The following is a 16,238-nucleotide window of genomic DNA, read 5'->3' as shown; positions in this document are numbered from 1 at the left end:
CGGCCTTCACAGGCGGCCGCAAAAGGTTACCGTCGGGTATGGCAACCACAACGGATCACCTTCGGAACACTCTGGACGGCCGCTGGCGAGATGTGAAGAACGAGGCGCGCAGGCAGCTTGCCCGCGACGAGTTCCGCCCGCACTACACGCCGAACACCGTCATCGCCCGCACCAAGGCGATGGAACAGCTCAAGCTTCTCGCCGCTGCCGGCGCTGCCGACAACGGCTTCAAGAAGGAACACGGCGGCACCGGTGACGTCGGTGCAGCGGTGACGATGATCGAGATGCTCGCGATGAGCGATCTGTCGCTGATGGTCAAGGCCGGTGTCCAGTGGGGACTGTTCGGCGGTGCCATCGAGAATCTCGGCACCGAACGCCACCACGAGGCCTACGTCCCCAAGATCATCAGTCTCGACCTGCTCGGCTGCTTCGCCATGACCGAGACCGGACACGGCAGTGACGTGCAGTCGCTCGAGACCACGGCCACGTACGACCCGAAGACCGACGAGTTCGTCATCAACTCCCCAACGCCGTCCTCGCGCAAGGACTACATCGGCGGTGCCGCCGAAACGGCGACGGTCGCCGCTGTGTTCGCCCAACTCATCACCGCAGGCCCGGGCGAGGAGCCCGAGAGCCACGGTGTGCACTGCTTCTTCGTTCCACTGCGCGACGAGAACGGTGACGACCTGCCCGGTGTCACCACCTCGGACTGCCAGTACAAGGGCGGTCTTCCCGGAGTCGACAACGGCCGCCTCATGTTCGATCACGTCCGCATCCCGCGAGACAACCTGCTCAACAAGTACGCCGACGTGTCCGACGACGGTACGTACTCCTCCCCCATCGAGAACAAGTCTCGACGGTTCTTCACGATGCTCGGCACGTTGATCCGCGGCCGTGTCACGGTCGGCGGCAGTGCCGCGGCGGCTGCCCGTGTCGCCCTCGACATCGCGACGCGATACGCGTTGCAGCGCAGGCAGTTCTCCGCTCCCGATTCCGATCAGGAGGTCCTGATCATGGACTACCTGGTGCATCAGCGTCGACTGTTCCCGCTCATCGCCAAGTCCTACGCCCTGCAGTTCGCGCAGAACGAGCTCGTGTCGAAGATGCACGAGTTGCAGACCGCGGACAACCCCGACGCCGAGGAGCAGCGCGAGCTCGAGTCCAGGGCCGCAGGCCTCAAGGCCGCGAACACCTGGCATGCGACCGCCGCGATCCAGGAAGCCCGTGAAGCGTGCGGCGGCGCAGGCTATCTCGCCGAGAACCGGTTGATCTCGCTCAAGGCCGACACCGACGTGTTCACCACGTTCGAGGGCGACAACCATGTGCTGACGCAGTTGGTGGCCAAGGAGCTGCTCACCGCGTACGCCGACGACGTCAAGTCCATGAGCCCGGTCGAATGGGTCAAGTTCGCCGCCGACATGGTGGGCGACCGCGTCGTCAAACGCACTGCGGCCCAGGCGATCATGCAGACCATCCTCGATCGGCGTCAGGACAACGAGGAGGAGGGCTCGCTGTTCAACCGCGGCACCCAGGTCAAGATGTTCGAAGATCGTGAGGAGTACCTGCTCTCCACCGTCGCGCGCCGGTTGCAGTCCAAGTCCAAGGAGACCAGCCCGTTCGAGGCGTTCAACGCGGTGCAGGATCACGTTCTGCATGCCGCGAGCGCGCACATCGATCGGATCATCTTCGAGGCGTTCATCGCCGGCATCGAATCCTGCGAGGACCCCACCACCAAGGATCTGCTCGACGAGGTCTGCGACCTCTACGCGCTGTCGGTGATCGAGGCGGACAAGGCCTGGTTCATCGAGCACCGCTACCTGTCCACCGAGCGATCCAAGGCCGTCACCCGTGCCATCAACGAGCGGTGCCGCACGCTGCGGCCGCACGCCGAACTGCTCGTCGACGGTTTCGGTGTGCCCGACGCGTTGGTCGGTGCCGCGATGCTCGGTGAGCCCGGGGCCGGAACCGAGGAAGAGCCGGCCGCGAACCCCAGTCACGCGCACTGACGCGTAGCCGGGTTCAGCCGGGAATTATTGCGAAGACCCGGCAGGGACCGCCGGTCGCGCCCGCGTGCTTCGGTGCGCCGACGACGACCGTCGCCCCTGCCGGGGGCACTGCATCCAGGTTCGCCAGTGCCTCGACTCCGTATCGACCTGCCCCGAGAACCGCTGTGTGCGCAGGATATTCGCGGTCGTTCATCCGGTCGAGGCTCAGTGTGTCGACTCCGATTCCGACGATGCCCCGCTCGCGTACCAGCATCTGCGCCGCGTCGCCGCCGAACCCGGGTGCCGCGCGCTCGGCCAGCCTGTTCTGCCAGCCACTGTGCATCACCACCAACGCGCGGTCGGGTATTCGGCCGTGCTCGCGCTCCCATTGCGCGATGTCCTCGGTCGTCACCACGGCCTCTGGATCGGACGCGGCCCGAGCCGAGATGTCCACCACGACCAGCGGGGCGATCAAATCCTCCAGGGGCAGGATGTCGGCCGTCGCACCGCCACGAATGCGGTGCGCCGGAGCATCGATGTGCGTGCCAGTGTGCTCCCAGTACGACAACTTGTTCACCAGGAAGCCGCCCAACTCGTAGGCGGCGACCGGCCGCATCGAGAACGGTTCGCTGCCCGGCCACACCGGAAACGTCGGGCTCAGGGTGTGGGTCAGGTCGATGAGTCGGCCCGCCGGAAGCGCCGACGCCGCAACGGGTTCGGCGCGCACCGCTCCGGCCGTCGCAACGGTCAACGCGGCGGCCCCCAACGAGCCGAACAGCGCCCTACGTCCGATTCTGCGGTGAACCGTGTCGATGACCTCGGGGCCGCACATCAGTCGGCAGCGGGGGTGACGAGCAGAACCTTGTCGTCCGATCCGTTGTCGGTGGTCAGCAGGAATGCGCCGTCGTCGCCGAAGCTGGTGAGCGAGCGCAGTCGACCGTACGTACCCACCAGGGCGTCGGCCTCGTCGACGTACTCCGTACCGTCCTCGGACAGCTTCAGAAACGTCAGCTTCTCGCCCTGCTGACTCGATATCACCGCGGCCCCGTTCCAGGAGCCCCATCCCGCGCCGTTCGCGAAGGTCAGACCGGGCGTGGCGATGGTGGGACTACCCGAGCTCCACACGGCGGCGAGTGCACCGGGCACGCGGGTGGGATCGGTCATCGGTACCGACTCGTCGTAGATGAACGGGAGTCGATCGGGACGGTATCCGTAGTTGCCGCCGGGCACCAGCAGGTTCAGCTCGTCGTCTCGGGTCGTGCCCTGCTCCACCTCGTAGATCTGACCGGTGCCGGGCCGAATCGCCAACCCCTGCACGTTCCGATGTCCCAGAGTGAAGATGCGATCCGGTGAACCAGCCGCGGCGGAACCGTCGGCGTTGATGTGCAGAACCTTGCCGCCCAACGAGTTCCGATCCTGCGGAACCGTCGGCGTCGCGGTGTCTCCGGTGCCGACGTACAGGGTGCCGTCGGGATGAGCCAGAATTCGGCAGCCGCCGTGGCGTCCGCCGTCGGCGACGGGAATGTCGTCGACGAGGGTGCCGGTGCGCGTCAGAGCCGTCCACCCCGGGTCGACGGTCCACGAGAGCACGGCGATGTGGTTGTCGCTGCCACCGCCCGCACTTCCGGTTCCGGCGCTACCGGTGCCGCCACCGCCACTGCCCTGCACGCCCTGGCACGTGTAGATGGTTCTGGACGCTTCGAAGTCCGTCGCGAGGGCAATGCCCATCAGGCCCGTCTCGCCGGACGCGTACAGGTCGTCGAGGTCCGCGGCGAGCTCGCGGGTGGCCCCGCCGACGTCGCGGATCACGAACCGCCCGGCGCGCTCACCGGTCAGCACCGTTCCGTCCGGCGCGACCACCGCATCCCACGGCTTCGCGAGTCCGTCGAGCACCGTGGTGACCGTCAGATCGGGAAGCGGATCGGCCTGCGCCGTCGCGGTGGTCGTACCGGCAAGCGTCAGGAGGACGCTGGCCGCGATCACTCCGGAACTGGACACCAGCTTGTTCATCCACACTCCTGACGACGATCCGCGATCGGCCCGATATGACCGGTATCACATGATCTTAAACACAATCAGGAGGCGGCTCGCCGACTCACGAGGCAATTCGTTACCCGGCAGCAACAGGAGTTGACAGCAGTCCCAGGTCACACGCTGACCGAATTGCCGATCACGCGTGGGAGACGGCAACCTCGGTTCAGCCGACCTCGGGAGTGACGAGCAGTACCTGATCGTCGGATCCGTTGTCGGTGGTGAGCAGGAAGCCGCCGTCGCTTCCGAAGGGGGTGAGCGAACGCAGCCTGCCGTAGGTGCCGTCCAGCGCCTCCGCCTCGGCGACGTACTCGGTTCCGTCCTCCGACAACGCCAGGAAGACGAGCTTCTCGCCCTGCTGACTCGAGATCACCGCGGCACCGCTCCAGGAGCCCCACTGCTCACCGTCGGTGAACGTGACGTCGGGGGTGGCAATGGTCGGATCACCCGAACTCCACACTGCGGGCAGGGCACCGGGAACCCGATCGGGGTCGGTCATGGGGACCGATTCGTCGTAGACCGACGACCGTCGATCGGGGCGATAACCGTAGTTGCCGCCCGGCACCAACAGGTTCAGCTCGTCGTCTCGGCTCGTCCCCTGCTCGACCTCGAAGATCTGGTCGGTTCCGGGGCGGATCGCCAGTCCCTGCACATTGCGATGCCCGAGAGTGAAGATGCGATCCGGCGCGTCGGCCGCGGCGGTACCGTCTGCGTTGACGTGTAATACCTTGCCGCCCAGCGAGTTTCGATCCTGGGGAACAGTGGGGCTCGCAGTGTCCCCGGTGCCGATGTACAGCGTGCCGTCGGGGTGAGCGAGGATGCGGCAGCCACCGTGACGCCCGCCGTCGGCGACCGGAATGTCGTCGACGAGAGTGCCGGTGCGCGTCAGACCCGTCCACTCCGGGTCCACGGTCCAGGACATCACGCCGATGTTGTTTCCCGCGTCGCCGCGCACACCCTGACAGGTGTAGACCGTTCGCGACGCGGCGAAATCGGTGGCCAGTGCGATTCCCATCAGTCCGGTCTCACCGGCGGCGTAGAGATCGCCGAGGTCCGCGTTCAGTTCACGCTGGACTCCCGCGGAGTCGCGGATGACGAACCGGCCGGAGCGTTCCCCCGTCAGCACCGTTCCATCGGGAGCAACCACCACATCCCACGGTTTGTCGAGGCCGTCGAGCACGGTGGTGACCGACAGGTTCGGCAGCGGCCCGGCAGGCGCGTCCGGCGAGGGAGCAGCTTCGGACGAGCTCTGCGACGACGTGGTCGCGGACGACCCGGTCGGCTCTGCGCTACTGCCCTGTTCGGTGGTGTCCGCCGAACAGGCCGCTACCAGCGCGACACTCACGGCGATGACGGCTGCTCCGGTGGCCGATTTCTTCACGAGCGCTCCTGACGGTGTTCGGTGAGTCCCATTTTTCCGGTATCACCGTTTTCGCGACTTCCGAACCACCGACCGAGCGTGTCAGGACACCAGTCGATACCCGGCTTCGGTGACTGCGGCATCCACCGTCGCGGTGTCGAGCGTCGAATCGCTGCTCACCACGACCGCACCGGAATTCACATCGACGTCGACGCCGGTGACTCCCGAGATCTCCGATACTTCTTCTCTCACCGATGCGGCGCAATGCCCGCACGTCATGCCCTCGACCGAATATGTCGTCTGCATCGTCAATCTTCCCCTCTTAAGTCAGGAACGAACCAGGCGGGCGATGGCCTCGGAGGCCTCTTTCACTTTCGCGTCCGCCTCGGGTCCGCCGTGTTTCGCGGCCTCCACGACGCATCCAGCGAGGTGGGCGTCGAGCAGCTTCAACGAGACCGACTGCAGCGCCTTGGTCACCGCGGACACCTGGGTGAGGACGTCGATGCAATAGCGATCGTCTGCGACCATTCTCGATATCCCGGCCACCTGGCCCTCGATACGACGCAATCGCTTCAACAGGTCGTCCTGCTCGGCGCTGTAGCTGCTCATACCGCCAACCATACCCCTACCCGGTAGGGGGTGCACCCCTCGACACGACTCGACGAACGCCGTCGACCATCAGCAGTCCGGCCACGACGGCGGCCAGAGCGGCCAGCGCGATCCAGGACCCCGAGTAGAACGTCCCCGAATACGCCGGGGACACATCGGGAACCGCGGGAAACTCGGTGGTGCGCACGCCTGCGTTCCAGCACGCCACAGCTCCGATCACCGCGAGCAGAGCCAGCGCCAACTCCGCCCACCCGAGGGACTTCCTCACAGGTACTCCCGCTTGGCCGTTTCGAGAGCCGCACGCAACCCGTCGTCGTCCTTCGCCCACGCCTGCACCAGTCCGCCGCCCACCAGACGCAGCCCGATGCCGTGACGTTTGCGCGGGACACCGGACAGCTCTCCGAGTACTCGCGCGGTCTCCCACTTCTTCGGCTCGTATTCGCCGTCGGCGTACTCGGCAGGCGGCAGAATGTCGTCGATCTCGTCGAGGTCGACGGTCTCGGTTCCCTGGCGCAGCCGACGGGTGGTGAGTTCCACGCTGACGTGCATCCGCGCGGCGCGCAGCTGGACGTACGTGAGACCGACGAGAATCAGCGAGAAGAGAGCGAGAGCGAACCAGTGGATCACCGGTCCGGATGCGAGTTCGACCGCGAGAACCACGAGGCAGAACACCGGTCCCCAGGCGAGCATGCGCCATCGCCCACCGGGCTCGTGGAAGAGCACGGGGTCGTCGGTGGGGGTCTCGCTACTCATCTCACTGCTCACGGACGAACCACTCCCGCGCCGACGGCCGGTAGACCAGAACGGCCGCGACCACCAACGCGACCGTGATCACCAGCAGCACGAACGGAAACACCAGCGCGGCGAACGTCAACAGCAGCGCGACGGCTCCGGACAGCGCCACCAGAGCGCGTCGGAACCTGCGGTCTCCGCCACGAACCGGGCCCGACATCAGGCCGACGGCCAGCCCGACCACACCGAAGATCACGCCGAGTCCACGAAAGACCGTCAAGAAGGAATCGATCTGCTCGTCCGTCGCACCGCCGGTGGTGAACGACGCGCGGATCTGGTCGGCGGGGAGCGTCAGGGCGATCATGCACACCACGATCAGCAGCACCGCCGAGGCCAACCACAGCCAGTAGGCGACGGAAACCACACGGGGCCGGGCGATCGGTGCGTCGGTGTCTGCGCTCACGCCAGACATCCTGCCACCGTGGGCGAGCCGTGCGTTCGGCCGGCAGAGATTGCGTACCGACGCGACGCGCTCAGCCTGCAGAAATGCCCAGCGCCATGATTGCGATGGCAGCCGAGACGGCGAGCAACAGCCCGAGCAGGGCCCAGCCGGGGCGACCGCTCTCGGCGGGACAGGGCTCGCGATCGACGGCCGGTGCTGCGGTCGGCTGCGTGATGCTCGCTGCTGCAGGGGTGTGCTCTGCCATGTCGGTTCCGATCACTCGAGACGATATCGAGAGTGATGCTAGTCACACGGCCCGTACCGCAGCCTCGAACACGCCCGGAATTATCGAGTTCTGAAAACTACCGCCGTCCCGAAGCGACGAAGTATTCGTTGGATTCCCGACGGTGCATCAGGTAGATCGCGCCGGCGGCCAGCACTCCCTGGCCGATCCCGAGCACACTCATCACGATGTTCATCGCACCTGCGCTCGACGCGATGGCGAACAGTTCGAGGATCATCGTGAACACGGTGAACGATCCGATGATGGTGAGCAGCATGCGCGCCCACATCTTGCCTGCGCGCATCCGCTTTACCCAGAACAGGAACAGCGCCCCGAAACCGAGTACGACGAACACCGTGACGACGAGCATCACCGTCACCATCGACTGCGTTGACTCCACCGTCATGTCGGCGGCTGCGTCCTGCGCTGCGAGGTCGTCGAGCAGGGACTGCGCGAATTCCTCGCGCGCCCCGAACAGTGTCCACACCGAGAACAGCGCCGAGAGCGCCCCGATCAGCGCCACTCCCCACCACAGGTGGCGTGCGGTCTCTACGTCGACGGGCGCCGGACGCGGGGTCGGCGGGGGCTCCGGTCCTGTCTGCGGAAAGCCGTGCTCCATCTCCCAGCGCTGCCAATCCGGCTGCGGCGGTGGGTTACCCGGCCTGTTGCTGTCGGGGTTGTTGCCGTCCGGGTTGTTGTTCGGAGGAAATTCGTTCACAACCAGCCCGCCACTTCGGTAGCCCAATAGGTCAGTACGACATCGGCACCGGCGCGTCGAATGCCGACGAGCGATTCCAGCACCGCTGCGTCGCGGTCGATCCACCCGTTCTGAGCGGCGGCGGTGATCATGGCATATTCCCCGGAGATCTGATACGCCGCAACCGGAACCGGTGACATCTCGGCGACGTCGCGAAGAATATCGAGGTACGACATCGCCGGCTTGACCATCACCATGTCGGCACCCTCGGCGAGATCGAGTTCCACCTCGTGGGTGGCCTCGCGGCGGTTCGCCGCATCCTGCTGGTACGTCCGGCGATCGCCCTGCAACGAGGACCCCACTGCTTCGCGAAACGGGCCGTAGAAGGCCGAGGCGTACTTCGCCGAATACGCCAGCTGACCGACCTCGACGTGGCCGGCAGCGTCGAGTCCGGCGCGGATGGCCCCGACCTGTCCGTCCATCATCCCGCTCGGTCCGAGCAGGTGCGCACCGGAATCCGCCTGCGCGACGGCCATATCCACGTAGCGCAGCAGGGTGGCGTCGTTGTCGATGGAACCGTTCTCGCCCAGGACTCCGCAGTGCCCGTGCGAGGTGAACTCGTCCAGGCAGGTATCGGCCATGATGACCGTCGAATCTCCGAGGTCGGCCTTCAGCCGCGCCAGACCCCGATTGAGAATTCCGTCCGGGTCGGTTGCACCCGAGCCGGTCTCGTCCTTGTCCTCGGGCCTCGGTACCCCGAACAACATGACGCCGCCGACGCCTGCCGCGACCGCTTCTGCGGCGGCGGCGCTCAGCGAATCCAGCGTGTGTTGGTAGACCCCGGGCATCGAGCTGATCGCCCGAGGCTCGGTGATGCCATCGGCCACGAACATCGGCAGCACCAGATGCCGTGCCTCGAGCGAGGTCTCGGCCACGAGTCGACGCAGTGCCGGGGTACGGCGCAGGCGTCGAGGACGGTCGGTGGGGAACAAGCGAACTCCTTACGGACCGGTGTGCCTCCGCTGGTTCTAGCGGCGGCGGGACTTCTTGCGCGGCGGAGGCAGTGCGCCCTCGGCTCGCAGGCGAGCCGCGTGCTCGGCGAGAGCCTCGACCAGCGGTCCGACCTGCGCCGACTCGGGCTGCACGTCCACGCGCAGACCGAATTCGACGGCCGTCTCGGCGGTCTTGGGGCCGATGCATGCAACGAGCGTGCGCGCGTGCGGCTTTCCGGCGATGCCGACCAGGTTCCGGACGGTGGAGCTCGACGTGAAGCACACTGCGTCGAAGCCGCCGGTCTTGATCATCTCGCGGGTCTCGGCGGGGGGCGGTGCTGCCCGAACGGTGCGGTACGCGGTGACGTCGTCGATCTCCCAGCCCCGCTCGCGCAGGCCCTCGGCGAGCGTTTCGGTGGCGATGTCGGCGCGCGGCAGGAGAACTCGGTTGACCGGGTCGAAGACCTCGTCGTACGGCGGGAAGTCCTCGAGCAGTCCCAGTGAGCTCTGCTCACCCGACGGCACGAGTTCGGGGTTGATGCCGAACGAGCGCACCTTCGCCGCGGTTGCCTCACCGACACAGGCGATCTTGACGCCGGAGAACGCGCGAGCGTCCAGACCGAACTCCTCGAACTTCTCCCACACGGCGCGAACGGCGTTGGTGGAGGTGAAGACGACCCACTGGTAGCGGCCGTCGACCAGGCCCTTGACGGAGCGTTCCATCTGGGCCGGGCTGCGCGGGGGCTCGACGGCGATGGTCGGGACCTCGATGGGGATGGCTCCGTGGGTGACGAGTCGATCGCTCATCTCCCCGGCCTGGTCCTTGGTGCGCGGCACCAGCACGGTCCAGCCGTACAGTGCGCGAGATTCCCACCAGGACATCTTGTTTCGGCCCGAGACGACCTTGCCCACGGTGACGACGAGCGATCCGACGAGCTCGGATCCCGCGTCGTTGAGGGTGGCGAGGGTGGCCTCGACGGTCCGCTGCTGACGGGTGGTGCCGCGGACTGTGATGGCTGCGGGCGTCTGCGGTGCCAGGCCGTGTTCGACGAGGGCACTGGCGGTTTCGGCCAGGTGACCCGATGTCGCGTGCAGTACCAGCGGGCCGGGAGCAGCAGCGAGTGCTGCCCAGTCGACCTCGCCCCGGACGTCGGCCTCGGTGTGGCCCGAGCCGAGTGCCATTCCGGCGTAGCTGGGGACGGCCGACCCCGACGGCAGGCCGGGCAGCACCTCGAACGGCACGTGTGTGCGGGCGACGGCGCTGACCTCGGCGATCACCGAGTCGGTCGTGAGCGGATCACCGGAGACCAGGCGAACCACATCGTGGCCGTTCTTGGCTTCGGCGAGAAGCGTTTTGGCGACCTCGGCCGGTTCGCCGAGTGCCGGACGAACCTCGACACCGTTCTCGCCCGTCTCCGGGTCACGCGGAACGTCGGCACCGACCAGGGCGGTGACGCCCTTGTCGACGTCGGGATCGGTGAATGCGAGCTCGGCCGCTCCGAGCACTTCCCGTGCCCGGACCGTGAGCAGAGCCGGGTCACCCGGCCCGGATCCCACGAACAGGATCCGTCCGTTGGTGTTCTTGCGGACTGGGCTCATCGGTTGTTCTCCAGTGCTGTCTTGTGTGGGTACTGCAGTTCAATCGGGGTTGCGGTGCCCCGTTTCGGAATCAGTCGAGCGGTGGCGATCGACTCTCTTCGCACCACGGGACGGGTCGCCTTGCGTTTGGCGCGTCCGCGGACGGGTGCCGTTATGGCCCTAGACATGAGATCCACCCTGTGCCGGAGAACCGGCCTGTGCCGGTTCGGTGATCGAAACCAGTTCGCGCGCACCGAGATCGAGCAGTTCGCGGGCCAATTCCCGGCCCAGCTCCTCGGCGCGATCGGGTGATCCGACGATCGACGCCCGGATGGTGTCACTGCCGTCGATGGCGGCGACGCAGCCCCGCAAGGACAGTTCGTCGAAGATTCGGCCGTCCTCGTCGATGGATTCGACCACCTCTGCGATCGCACCGACCGGAGCGGTGCAGCCGGCTTCGAGTTCGGCGAGCAGTCCGCGTTCGGCTGCCACCGCGGCGCGTGAGTGTGCGTCGTCGAGGGTGGCGATGGCCGCCGCGAGATCGGTGTCCTCGACGCGGCATTCGACGGCGAGCGCACCCTGGGCCGGTGCCGGGAGCAGCTGAACCGGGTCGAGCGCCTCGGTGACGACGTCGAGTCGGCCGATACGGGACAGTCCGGCGCGGGCGACGATGACGGCGTCGAGCTCACCCGACGCCACCTTCCCGATCCGCGTGTCGAGGTTGCCGCGCAACGGCAGAACGTCCAATCCCTGTCCGAGAGCCCGCAATTGAGCGATACGGCGGGGTGCGGACGTGCCGACCTTCGCGTCGGCAGGCAACTCACCGAGTACCAGTCCGTCGCGGGCGACCAGGGCATCGCGCGGATCCTCGCGAGCGGGGATGGCGGCGATGGTGAACCGTTCGTCGGCCGCTGTCGGCAGATCCTTGTACGAGTGCACGGCGATGTCGACGGTGCCGTCGGCCAGCGCCTCACGCAGCGCCGCGGTGAAGACACCGACGCCGATCGTCTGCACGGGAGCAGCGGACAGGTCGCCTGCGGTCTTGACGATCACCAGTTCCGCTTCGACTCCGGCTGCCGCGAGGGCCACCCGAACCGTGTCGGCCTGGGTGGTCGCGAGAAGGCTTCCGCGAGTACCGATCTTGACGATGCCGGTCATTCGGCACGCTCCTGACCGGTGGTTCCGCCGGGGTAGGAGTCCGAGCGCAGATCGGTGCGGCTGGCGGTGAAATCGTCCACCAGTTCCAGCGAGCCGATCTCCATCGGCGTGGCGACCGCGTCGACCGAGCCGGGGCTCAGCTCGAACAACTCCCGCAACGCAGCGGCGTAGGAGTCCCCACCCGGCGTGCTGGCGAGCTGCTTGACGCGCACGGTGGGCGAATGCAGCAGCTTGTCCACGACGCGACGCACGGTGCGCGCCACCTCGTCGCGCTGCGGCGAGTCGAGCCCGGGCAGCCGCGATTCGAGACGCAGCAGCTCTCCCTCGACCACCTCGGCAGCACGCTGACGCAGCGCCGTGACGGTGGGGGTGACCTCGGCAAGTCGTTGTCCGGCAAGGTAACCCGAGAGTTCACTCGAGACGATCTCGCGAGCCGCCGACGCGTCGTTCGCCGCGGCACCGGCAGCAGGATCGCGCTGCAGGGACTCCATGTCGAAGACGGTGACGCCCGGCAGACCCGACACCGCGGCGTCGACGTCGCGCGGCAGACCGAGGTCGCAGATCACCAACGGTCGATCGGAGCCGCGGCGGGCGAGCGCGAGGTGGGCGTCGGCGATGGAGACCACGGCCCCCACCGCTCCGGTACAGGTGAGGAGGATGTCGGCCTCGGCGACTGCGTCGGCCAGGTCCTCGATGGCGACCGAGGTTGCCGTGATCCCGTTGGAGACGGCGTTCTCGGCCAGGTGGTCGGCTCGCTCGCGGGTGCGGTTGACGACGGTCAGCGCGCCGATGCCTGCGCGGCCGAGGTGGGCGACGGCGAGGCCGCCCATCGCTCCGGCTCCGAGGACGACGGCCTTGCGGCCGGCGAGGGAACCGTCGAACTTCTCGGCGGCGCGGTCGAGGGCGACCGAGACCACCGAGGCTCCGGCGGCGTCGATTCCGGTTTCGCTGTGGACACGCTTGCCCACGCGCAGGGCCTGCTGAGCCAGTTCGTGCATGACACGGCCCGAGGCCTGCTGCCCGTCCGAGGCGGCGTAGGCCGAACGGATCTGGCCGAGGATCTGCTGCTCGCCGATGACCATCGAGTCGAGGCCACTGGCCACGGCGAAGAGGTGCTCGACGGCGGCCTCGCTGTAGCGGACGTAGGCGTGCTTGGTCAGGTCCGCGATCTCGAGCCCGGAGTGTTCACCGAGAACTTCGCCGACGGCGGTCAATGCGCCGTGGAAGGCGTCGACGACGGCGTAGATCTCGACGCGATTGCACGTGGACACCACCATGACCTCGGAAATGCTTCCGCTGGCCATGAGCTTGTCGGTCAGTTTCGGGCGGTCGGTGTCCGTGATGGCGACACGCTCGAGGACTGCGACGGGAGCGCTACGGTGCGAAATCCCGACGAGAAGGACACTCACGGTGCAATCACCGATCCGTTTCTTGTCGAACTGTTGACTGGGCTTGGATTGCCGGCGATACGCGGGCCGTGACTGCGGCCGAGGCGTGCCGTGGACGTGAGCGGTGACGACGAGAGCGGTGACGACGAGAGCGGGGGCGGCGATACCGGTTGCGGCCGCGGCGCGGCGACGATGGCGGGGCCGGCGATGTCGGTCGGTCCGGACACGTTGCGCGAGCTGTTGAAGGAGAGCACCTGCATCTCCACCGCCAGGTCCACGCGCCGCACCTCGACGTGCTCGGGGACGTCGAGAACCATCGGCGAGAAGCTCAGGATGCATTCGACGCCGCCCGCGACGAGCTGCTCGGCGACGCTGTGCACGGCCTCGTCGGGGGTGGCGATGACGCCGATGGTGGCTTCGAGTTCACGGCAGGCGGCGACGAGTTCGTCGACGTGCCGCACGGTGAGGCCGTCGATGTCGGTGCCCACCCGCGCCGGGTCGCTGTCGAACAGTCCGACCATCGTGAAGCCGCGTCGAGCGAATCCGCCGTAGCCGGCCAGCGCCTGCCCGAGGTTGCCGACTCCGGCCAGGACGACACGATGGCCGCGATCGAGTCCGAGTGCGCTGTCGATTTTCGCGCGGAGACGGGCGACGTCGTAGCCGACTCCGCGAACGCCGTTGGGGCCGAGAAAGGAGAGATCCTTGCGCAGTTTGGCCGATCCGACGCCTGCTGCGGTGGCCAGTTCTTCACTGGAGACGATGAGAACGCCCTCGTCTGCGAGGATCGAGAGGACCCGCAGGTACGTCGCCAGACGGGTGACCGTAGCCTGAGGGATGACCCGCTCTACGCCGCTGGGCGACGGGCGCTCTTCGGTCACGTCTGGGGCTCCTCGTCCGAACGGCGTCGATGCCGGTCTTCACGCTGATCCTGCGTTCGTGTCTATTTCACGGACGCTGTTCACACCACGGTAACTGCTTGTGAACGAATGAACAAAGTTGCGCACACCGGCCCTCACCTGCACACGCGAGAGCAATCACACGTTCTTAGGGTGCCCTGCACGGGTGAGATCGGCCCGCAACCGCGGCACGTCTACCTCCCAGTAACTGTGTTCGATGCCGTCGAGAAGCACCACGGGCACCCGATCCCCGTACTCCGCACGCAGGTCAGGCGATTCCGCTGCCGCCTCGTCGACGTCGACGACGGTTATGGCCAGGTCGAATTCGCGGCACACCTCGCTCAACACCTCGAATGCGTGCGTGCAGGAATGGCAGCCTGCGCGGGTGAGAAGAGCCACGCCGGTGGGAGTCGTCTGCATGCCTCCACTGTGACACGGCGGCAGTGGAGACGAAGGTCACACTGCCCGGTCCGATCAGGGGCCGAACCACAGGCGTGCAGTGCTGCCCTTCGCCTGTCGTTCGGGCAACCCCGACTAGGCTTGGGGCGAGCGACTCGACTGGGAGGTGGACGTAAGTGAGTGACGGGGGAACAGACCTGCCGATCGAGAACACGCCCGACATCGACATGGTCGATACCAACGATCCGCGCGAGGACAAGCAGTTCAAGCGCCGCATCCGCAGGATTCGCAATCCGTTCGGTCCGACCGACGCCGAGGTCCGCGCCAACGTGGCCGGCCAGGCCAGTGCCGATGCGGCTCTGGCGTTGCAGATCGAGTCCGAGGGTGCCGTTCCGCGAGACCTGACGGCTGCTGCCTTCTTCGACGTGGACAACACGATGGTGCAGGGCGCGTCGATCATCCACTTCGCTCGCGGGCTGGCCGCCCGCAAATACTTCACCAGCGGCGATCTGGCCCAATTCGCTTGGCAGCAGGTCAAATTCAGGGTCAGCGGCAAGGAGAACAGCGAGGACGTGGCGAGCGGACGAGAGAAGGCGCTCTCGTTCATCACCGGCCGTCCCACCTCGGAGCTGACCCGGCTCGGCGAGGAGATCTACGACGAGATGATCGCCGACAAGATCTGGGCCGGCACCCGGGCGCTCGCTCAGATGCACCTCGACGCCGGTCAGCAGGTTTGGCTGGTCACGGCCACTCCCCTCGAACTGGCCCAGATCATCGCCAAGCGTCTGGGCTTGACCGGGGCCCTCGGAACCGTCGCCGAGAGCAAGGACGGGGTGTTCACCGGCCGGCTCGTCGGCGACATCCTGCACGGTATCGGCAAGGCGCACGCGGTGCGCTCGCTGGCGGTGCGCGAAGGTCTCAACCTCAAGCGCTGCACCGCATATTCGGACAGCCACAACGACGTGCCGATGCTCTCGCTGGTCGGCACCGCCGTGGCGATCAACCCCGATACCGACCTGCGTGAGCTGGCCAAGAACCGGGGTTGGGAGATCCGCGACTACCGCACCGGACGCAAGGCCGCCAAGATCGGTGTGCCCACGGCGTTGGCCTTGGGCGCTGTGGGCGGCGGGCTGGCCGCGGTGATCGGCCGTCGCAAGGCCTGATCCATCCGGACGGCGATCAGAGCGTGAGCTGCATCAGCGTCAGGTCCAGCCACCGACCGAACTTGACGCCCACCTGCGGCATCTGTCCGACGGTGACGAATCCGAGTTTCTCGTGCAGTGCGATCGACGTGGTGTTCTCGGATTCGATGAACCCGACCAGCACGTGAATGTCGCTTGCCTCGGCTCGCTCGATCAACTCGCTCAGCAGGGCGCTGGCCAGCCCACGTCGGTAGAAGTCCCGGTGGATGTACACCGAGTGTTCCACCGAGTGCCGGTAGCCGCTCTTGACCCGCCACTGTCCGTACGACGCGTAGCCGGCCACCCGGCCGTCGACCTCTGCGGTGAGTACCGGATATCCGGCGGCGATCCGGCCCTCGAACCAGGCTGTGCGATCGGCGAGATCGACCTGTTCTTCGTCCCAGATGGCGGTGGTGTTGGCGACCGCATCGTTGTGGATGTCGAGAATTTCGGGCAGGTCGTCGATGATGGTGTCTCGAATGTGCACGGGCACAGGATAACCCGCGG

General features: G+C 67.0%; 19 protein-coding genes. 2 read left to right on the top strand and 17 right to left on the bottom strand.

Annotated features, from left to right (window positions below):
• The first annotated feature begins 38 nt into the window (after positions 1–38).
• Entirely contained in the window at positions 39–2,006 is a 1,968-nt protein-coding gene (locus CH251_RS16355) for an acyl-CoA dehydrogenase (RefSeq protein WP_094614049.1), read from the top strand.
• Positions 2,007–2,019: 13 nt separating this feature from the next.
• Here CH251_RS16355 and CH251_RS16350 read toward each other — a convergent pair whose 3' ends face one another.
• The 16 genes from CH251_RS16350 to CH251_RS16275 form a co-directional block, all read right to left on the bottom strand.
• Positions 2,020–2,817, bottom strand: a complete 798-nt coding sequence (locus CH251_RS16350; protein ID WP_094614048.1) for a cyclase family protein — start codon at positions 2,815–2,817, stop codon at positions 2,020–2,022.
• Entirely contained in the window at positions 2,817–3,995 is a 1,179-nt protein-coding gene (locus tag CH251_RS16345) for a sorbosone dehydrogenase family protein (protein ID WP_094614047.1), read from the bottom strand. The genes CH251_RS16350 and CH251_RS16345 overlap by 1 nt, the downstream gene beginning before the upstream one ends.
• Before the next feature lie 187 nt (positions 3,996–4,182).
• Complete coding sequence (locus CH251_RS16340; RefSeq protein WP_373454962.1) at positions 4,183–5,367, bottom strand: sorbosone dehydrogenase family protein; 1,185 nt, start codon at positions 5,365–5,367, stop codon at positions 4,183–4,185.
• 111 nt (positions 5,368–5,478) lie between these two features.
• Positions 5,479–5,682 (bottom strand): heavy-metal-associated domain-containing protein, encoded by a 204-nt coding sequence (locus CH251_RS16335; protein ID WP_094614046.1) that lies wholly within the window; start codon positions 5,680–5,682, stop codon positions 5,479–5,481.
• Between the two features lie 21 nt (positions 5,683–5,703).
• Positions 5,704–5,985, bottom strand: coding sequence for a metal-sensitive transcriptional regulator (locus CH251_RS16330; RefSeq protein ID WP_032393890.1), 282 nt, complete (start codon positions 5,983–5,985; stop codon positions 5,704–5,706).
• A gap of 16 nt (positions 5,986–6,001) precedes the next feature.
• Positions 6,002–6,253: a hypothetical protein gene (locus tag CH251_RS16325; RefSeq protein ID WP_256979115.1), complete on the bottom strand. Its 252-nt coding sequence runs from the start codon at positions 6,251–6,253 to the stop codon at positions 6,002–6,004.
• Positions 6,250–6,738, bottom strand: a complete 489-nt coding sequence (locus CH251_RS16320; protein ID WP_094614044.1) for a hypothetical protein — start codon at positions 6,736–6,738, stop codon at positions 6,250–6,252. Before CH251_RS16320 ends, CH251_RS16325 begins: the two co-directional genes overlap by 4 nt.
• A gap of 1 nt (position 6,739) precedes the next feature.
• The gene (locus CH251_RS16315; RefSeq protein ID WP_094614043.1) at positions 6,740–7,180 is read right to left on the bottom strand and encodes a hypothetical protein; all 441 of its coding nucleotides are present in this window, start codon (positions 7,178–7,180) and stop codon (positions 6,740–6,742) included.
• A gap of 70 nt (positions 7,181–7,250) precedes the next feature.
• Positions 7,251–7,424: a hypothetical protein gene (locus tag CH251_RS27560; protein WP_155290783.1), complete on the bottom strand. Its 174-nt coding sequence runs from the start codon at positions 7,422–7,424 to the stop codon at positions 7,251–7,253.
• Between the two features lie 97 nt (positions 7,425–7,521).
• On the bottom strand, positions 7,522–8,160 hold the full coding sequence (locus CH251_RS16305) for a hypothetical protein (protein ID WP_094614042.1): 639 nt from the start codon (positions 8,158–8,160) through the stop codon (positions 7,522–7,524).
• Complete coding sequence (gene hemB / locus CH251_RS16300) at positions 8,157–9,131, bottom strand: porphobilinogen synthase (RefSeq protein ID WP_094614041.1); 975 nt, start codon at positions 9,129–9,131, stop codon at positions 8,157–8,159. Before hemB ends, CH251_RS16305 begins: the two co-directional genes overlap by 4 nt.
• Before the next feature lie 36 nt (positions 9,132–9,167).
• Positions 9,168–10,730: a bifunctional uroporphyrinogen-III C-methyltransferase/uroporphyrinogen-III synthase gene (locus CH251_RS16295; protein ID WP_068046447.1), complete on the bottom strand. Its 1,563-nt coding sequence runs from the start codon at positions 10,728–10,730 to the stop codon at positions 9,168–9,170.
• Positions 10,731–10,889: 159 nt separating this feature from the next.
• Entirely contained in the window at positions 10,890–11,867 is a 978-nt protein-coding gene (gene hemC, locus CH251_RS16290; RefSeq protein ID WP_094614040.1) for a hydroxymethylbilane synthase, read from the bottom strand.
• Positions 11,864–13,276, bottom strand: coding sequence for a glutamyl-tRNA reductase (locus CH251_RS16285; RefSeq protein ID WP_094614039.1), 1,413 nt, complete (start codon positions 13,274–13,276; stop codon positions 11,864–11,866). Before CH251_RS16285 ends, hemC begins: the two co-directional genes overlap by 4 nt.
• The gene (locus CH251_RS16280; protein ID WP_094614038.1) at positions 13,273–14,133 is read right to left on the bottom strand and encodes a redox-sensing transcriptional repressor Rex; all 861 of its coding nucleotides are present in this window, start codon (positions 14,131–14,133) and stop codon (positions 13,273–13,275) included. The genes CH251_RS16285 and CH251_RS16280 overlap by 4 nt, the downstream gene beginning before the upstream one ends.
• A gap of 156 nt (positions 14,134–14,289) precedes the next feature.
• Complete coding sequence (locus tag CH251_RS16275; protein WP_094614037.1) at positions 14,290–14,571, bottom strand: glutaredoxin family protein; 282 nt, start codon at positions 14,569–14,571, stop codon at positions 14,290–14,292.
• A 206-nt stretch (positions 14,572–14,777) separates the two neighbouring features.
• Here CH251_RS16275 and CH251_RS16270 point away from each other — a divergent pair, with 206 nt between their 5' ends.
• Positions 14,778–15,713, top strand: coding sequence for an HAD family phosphatase (locus tag CH251_RS16270; protein ID WP_256979127.1), 936 nt, complete (start codon positions 14,778–14,780; stop codon positions 15,711–15,713).
• 16 nt (positions 15,714–15,729) lie between these two features.
• Here the strand turns inward: CH251_RS16270 and CH251_RS16265 are convergent, their stop codons facing one another.
• A complete protein-coding gene (locus CH251_RS16265; protein ID WP_094614109.1) occupies positions 15,730–16,218 on the bottom strand; it encodes a GNAT family N-acetyltransferase in 489 nt (162 codons plus the stop codon).
• Positions 16,219–16,238 lie beyond the last annotated feature (20 nt).

Origin of the sequence: Rhodococcus sp. 06-462-5 (assembly GCF_002258315.1) — a bacterium.
Taxonomy (GTDB): Bacteria; Actinomycetota; Actinomycetes; order Mycobacteriales; family Mycobacteriaceae; genus Rhodococcoides.
Note: the sequence above shows the minus strand (reverse complement) of the source record. Positions and strands in the feature narration are given on the sequence as shown.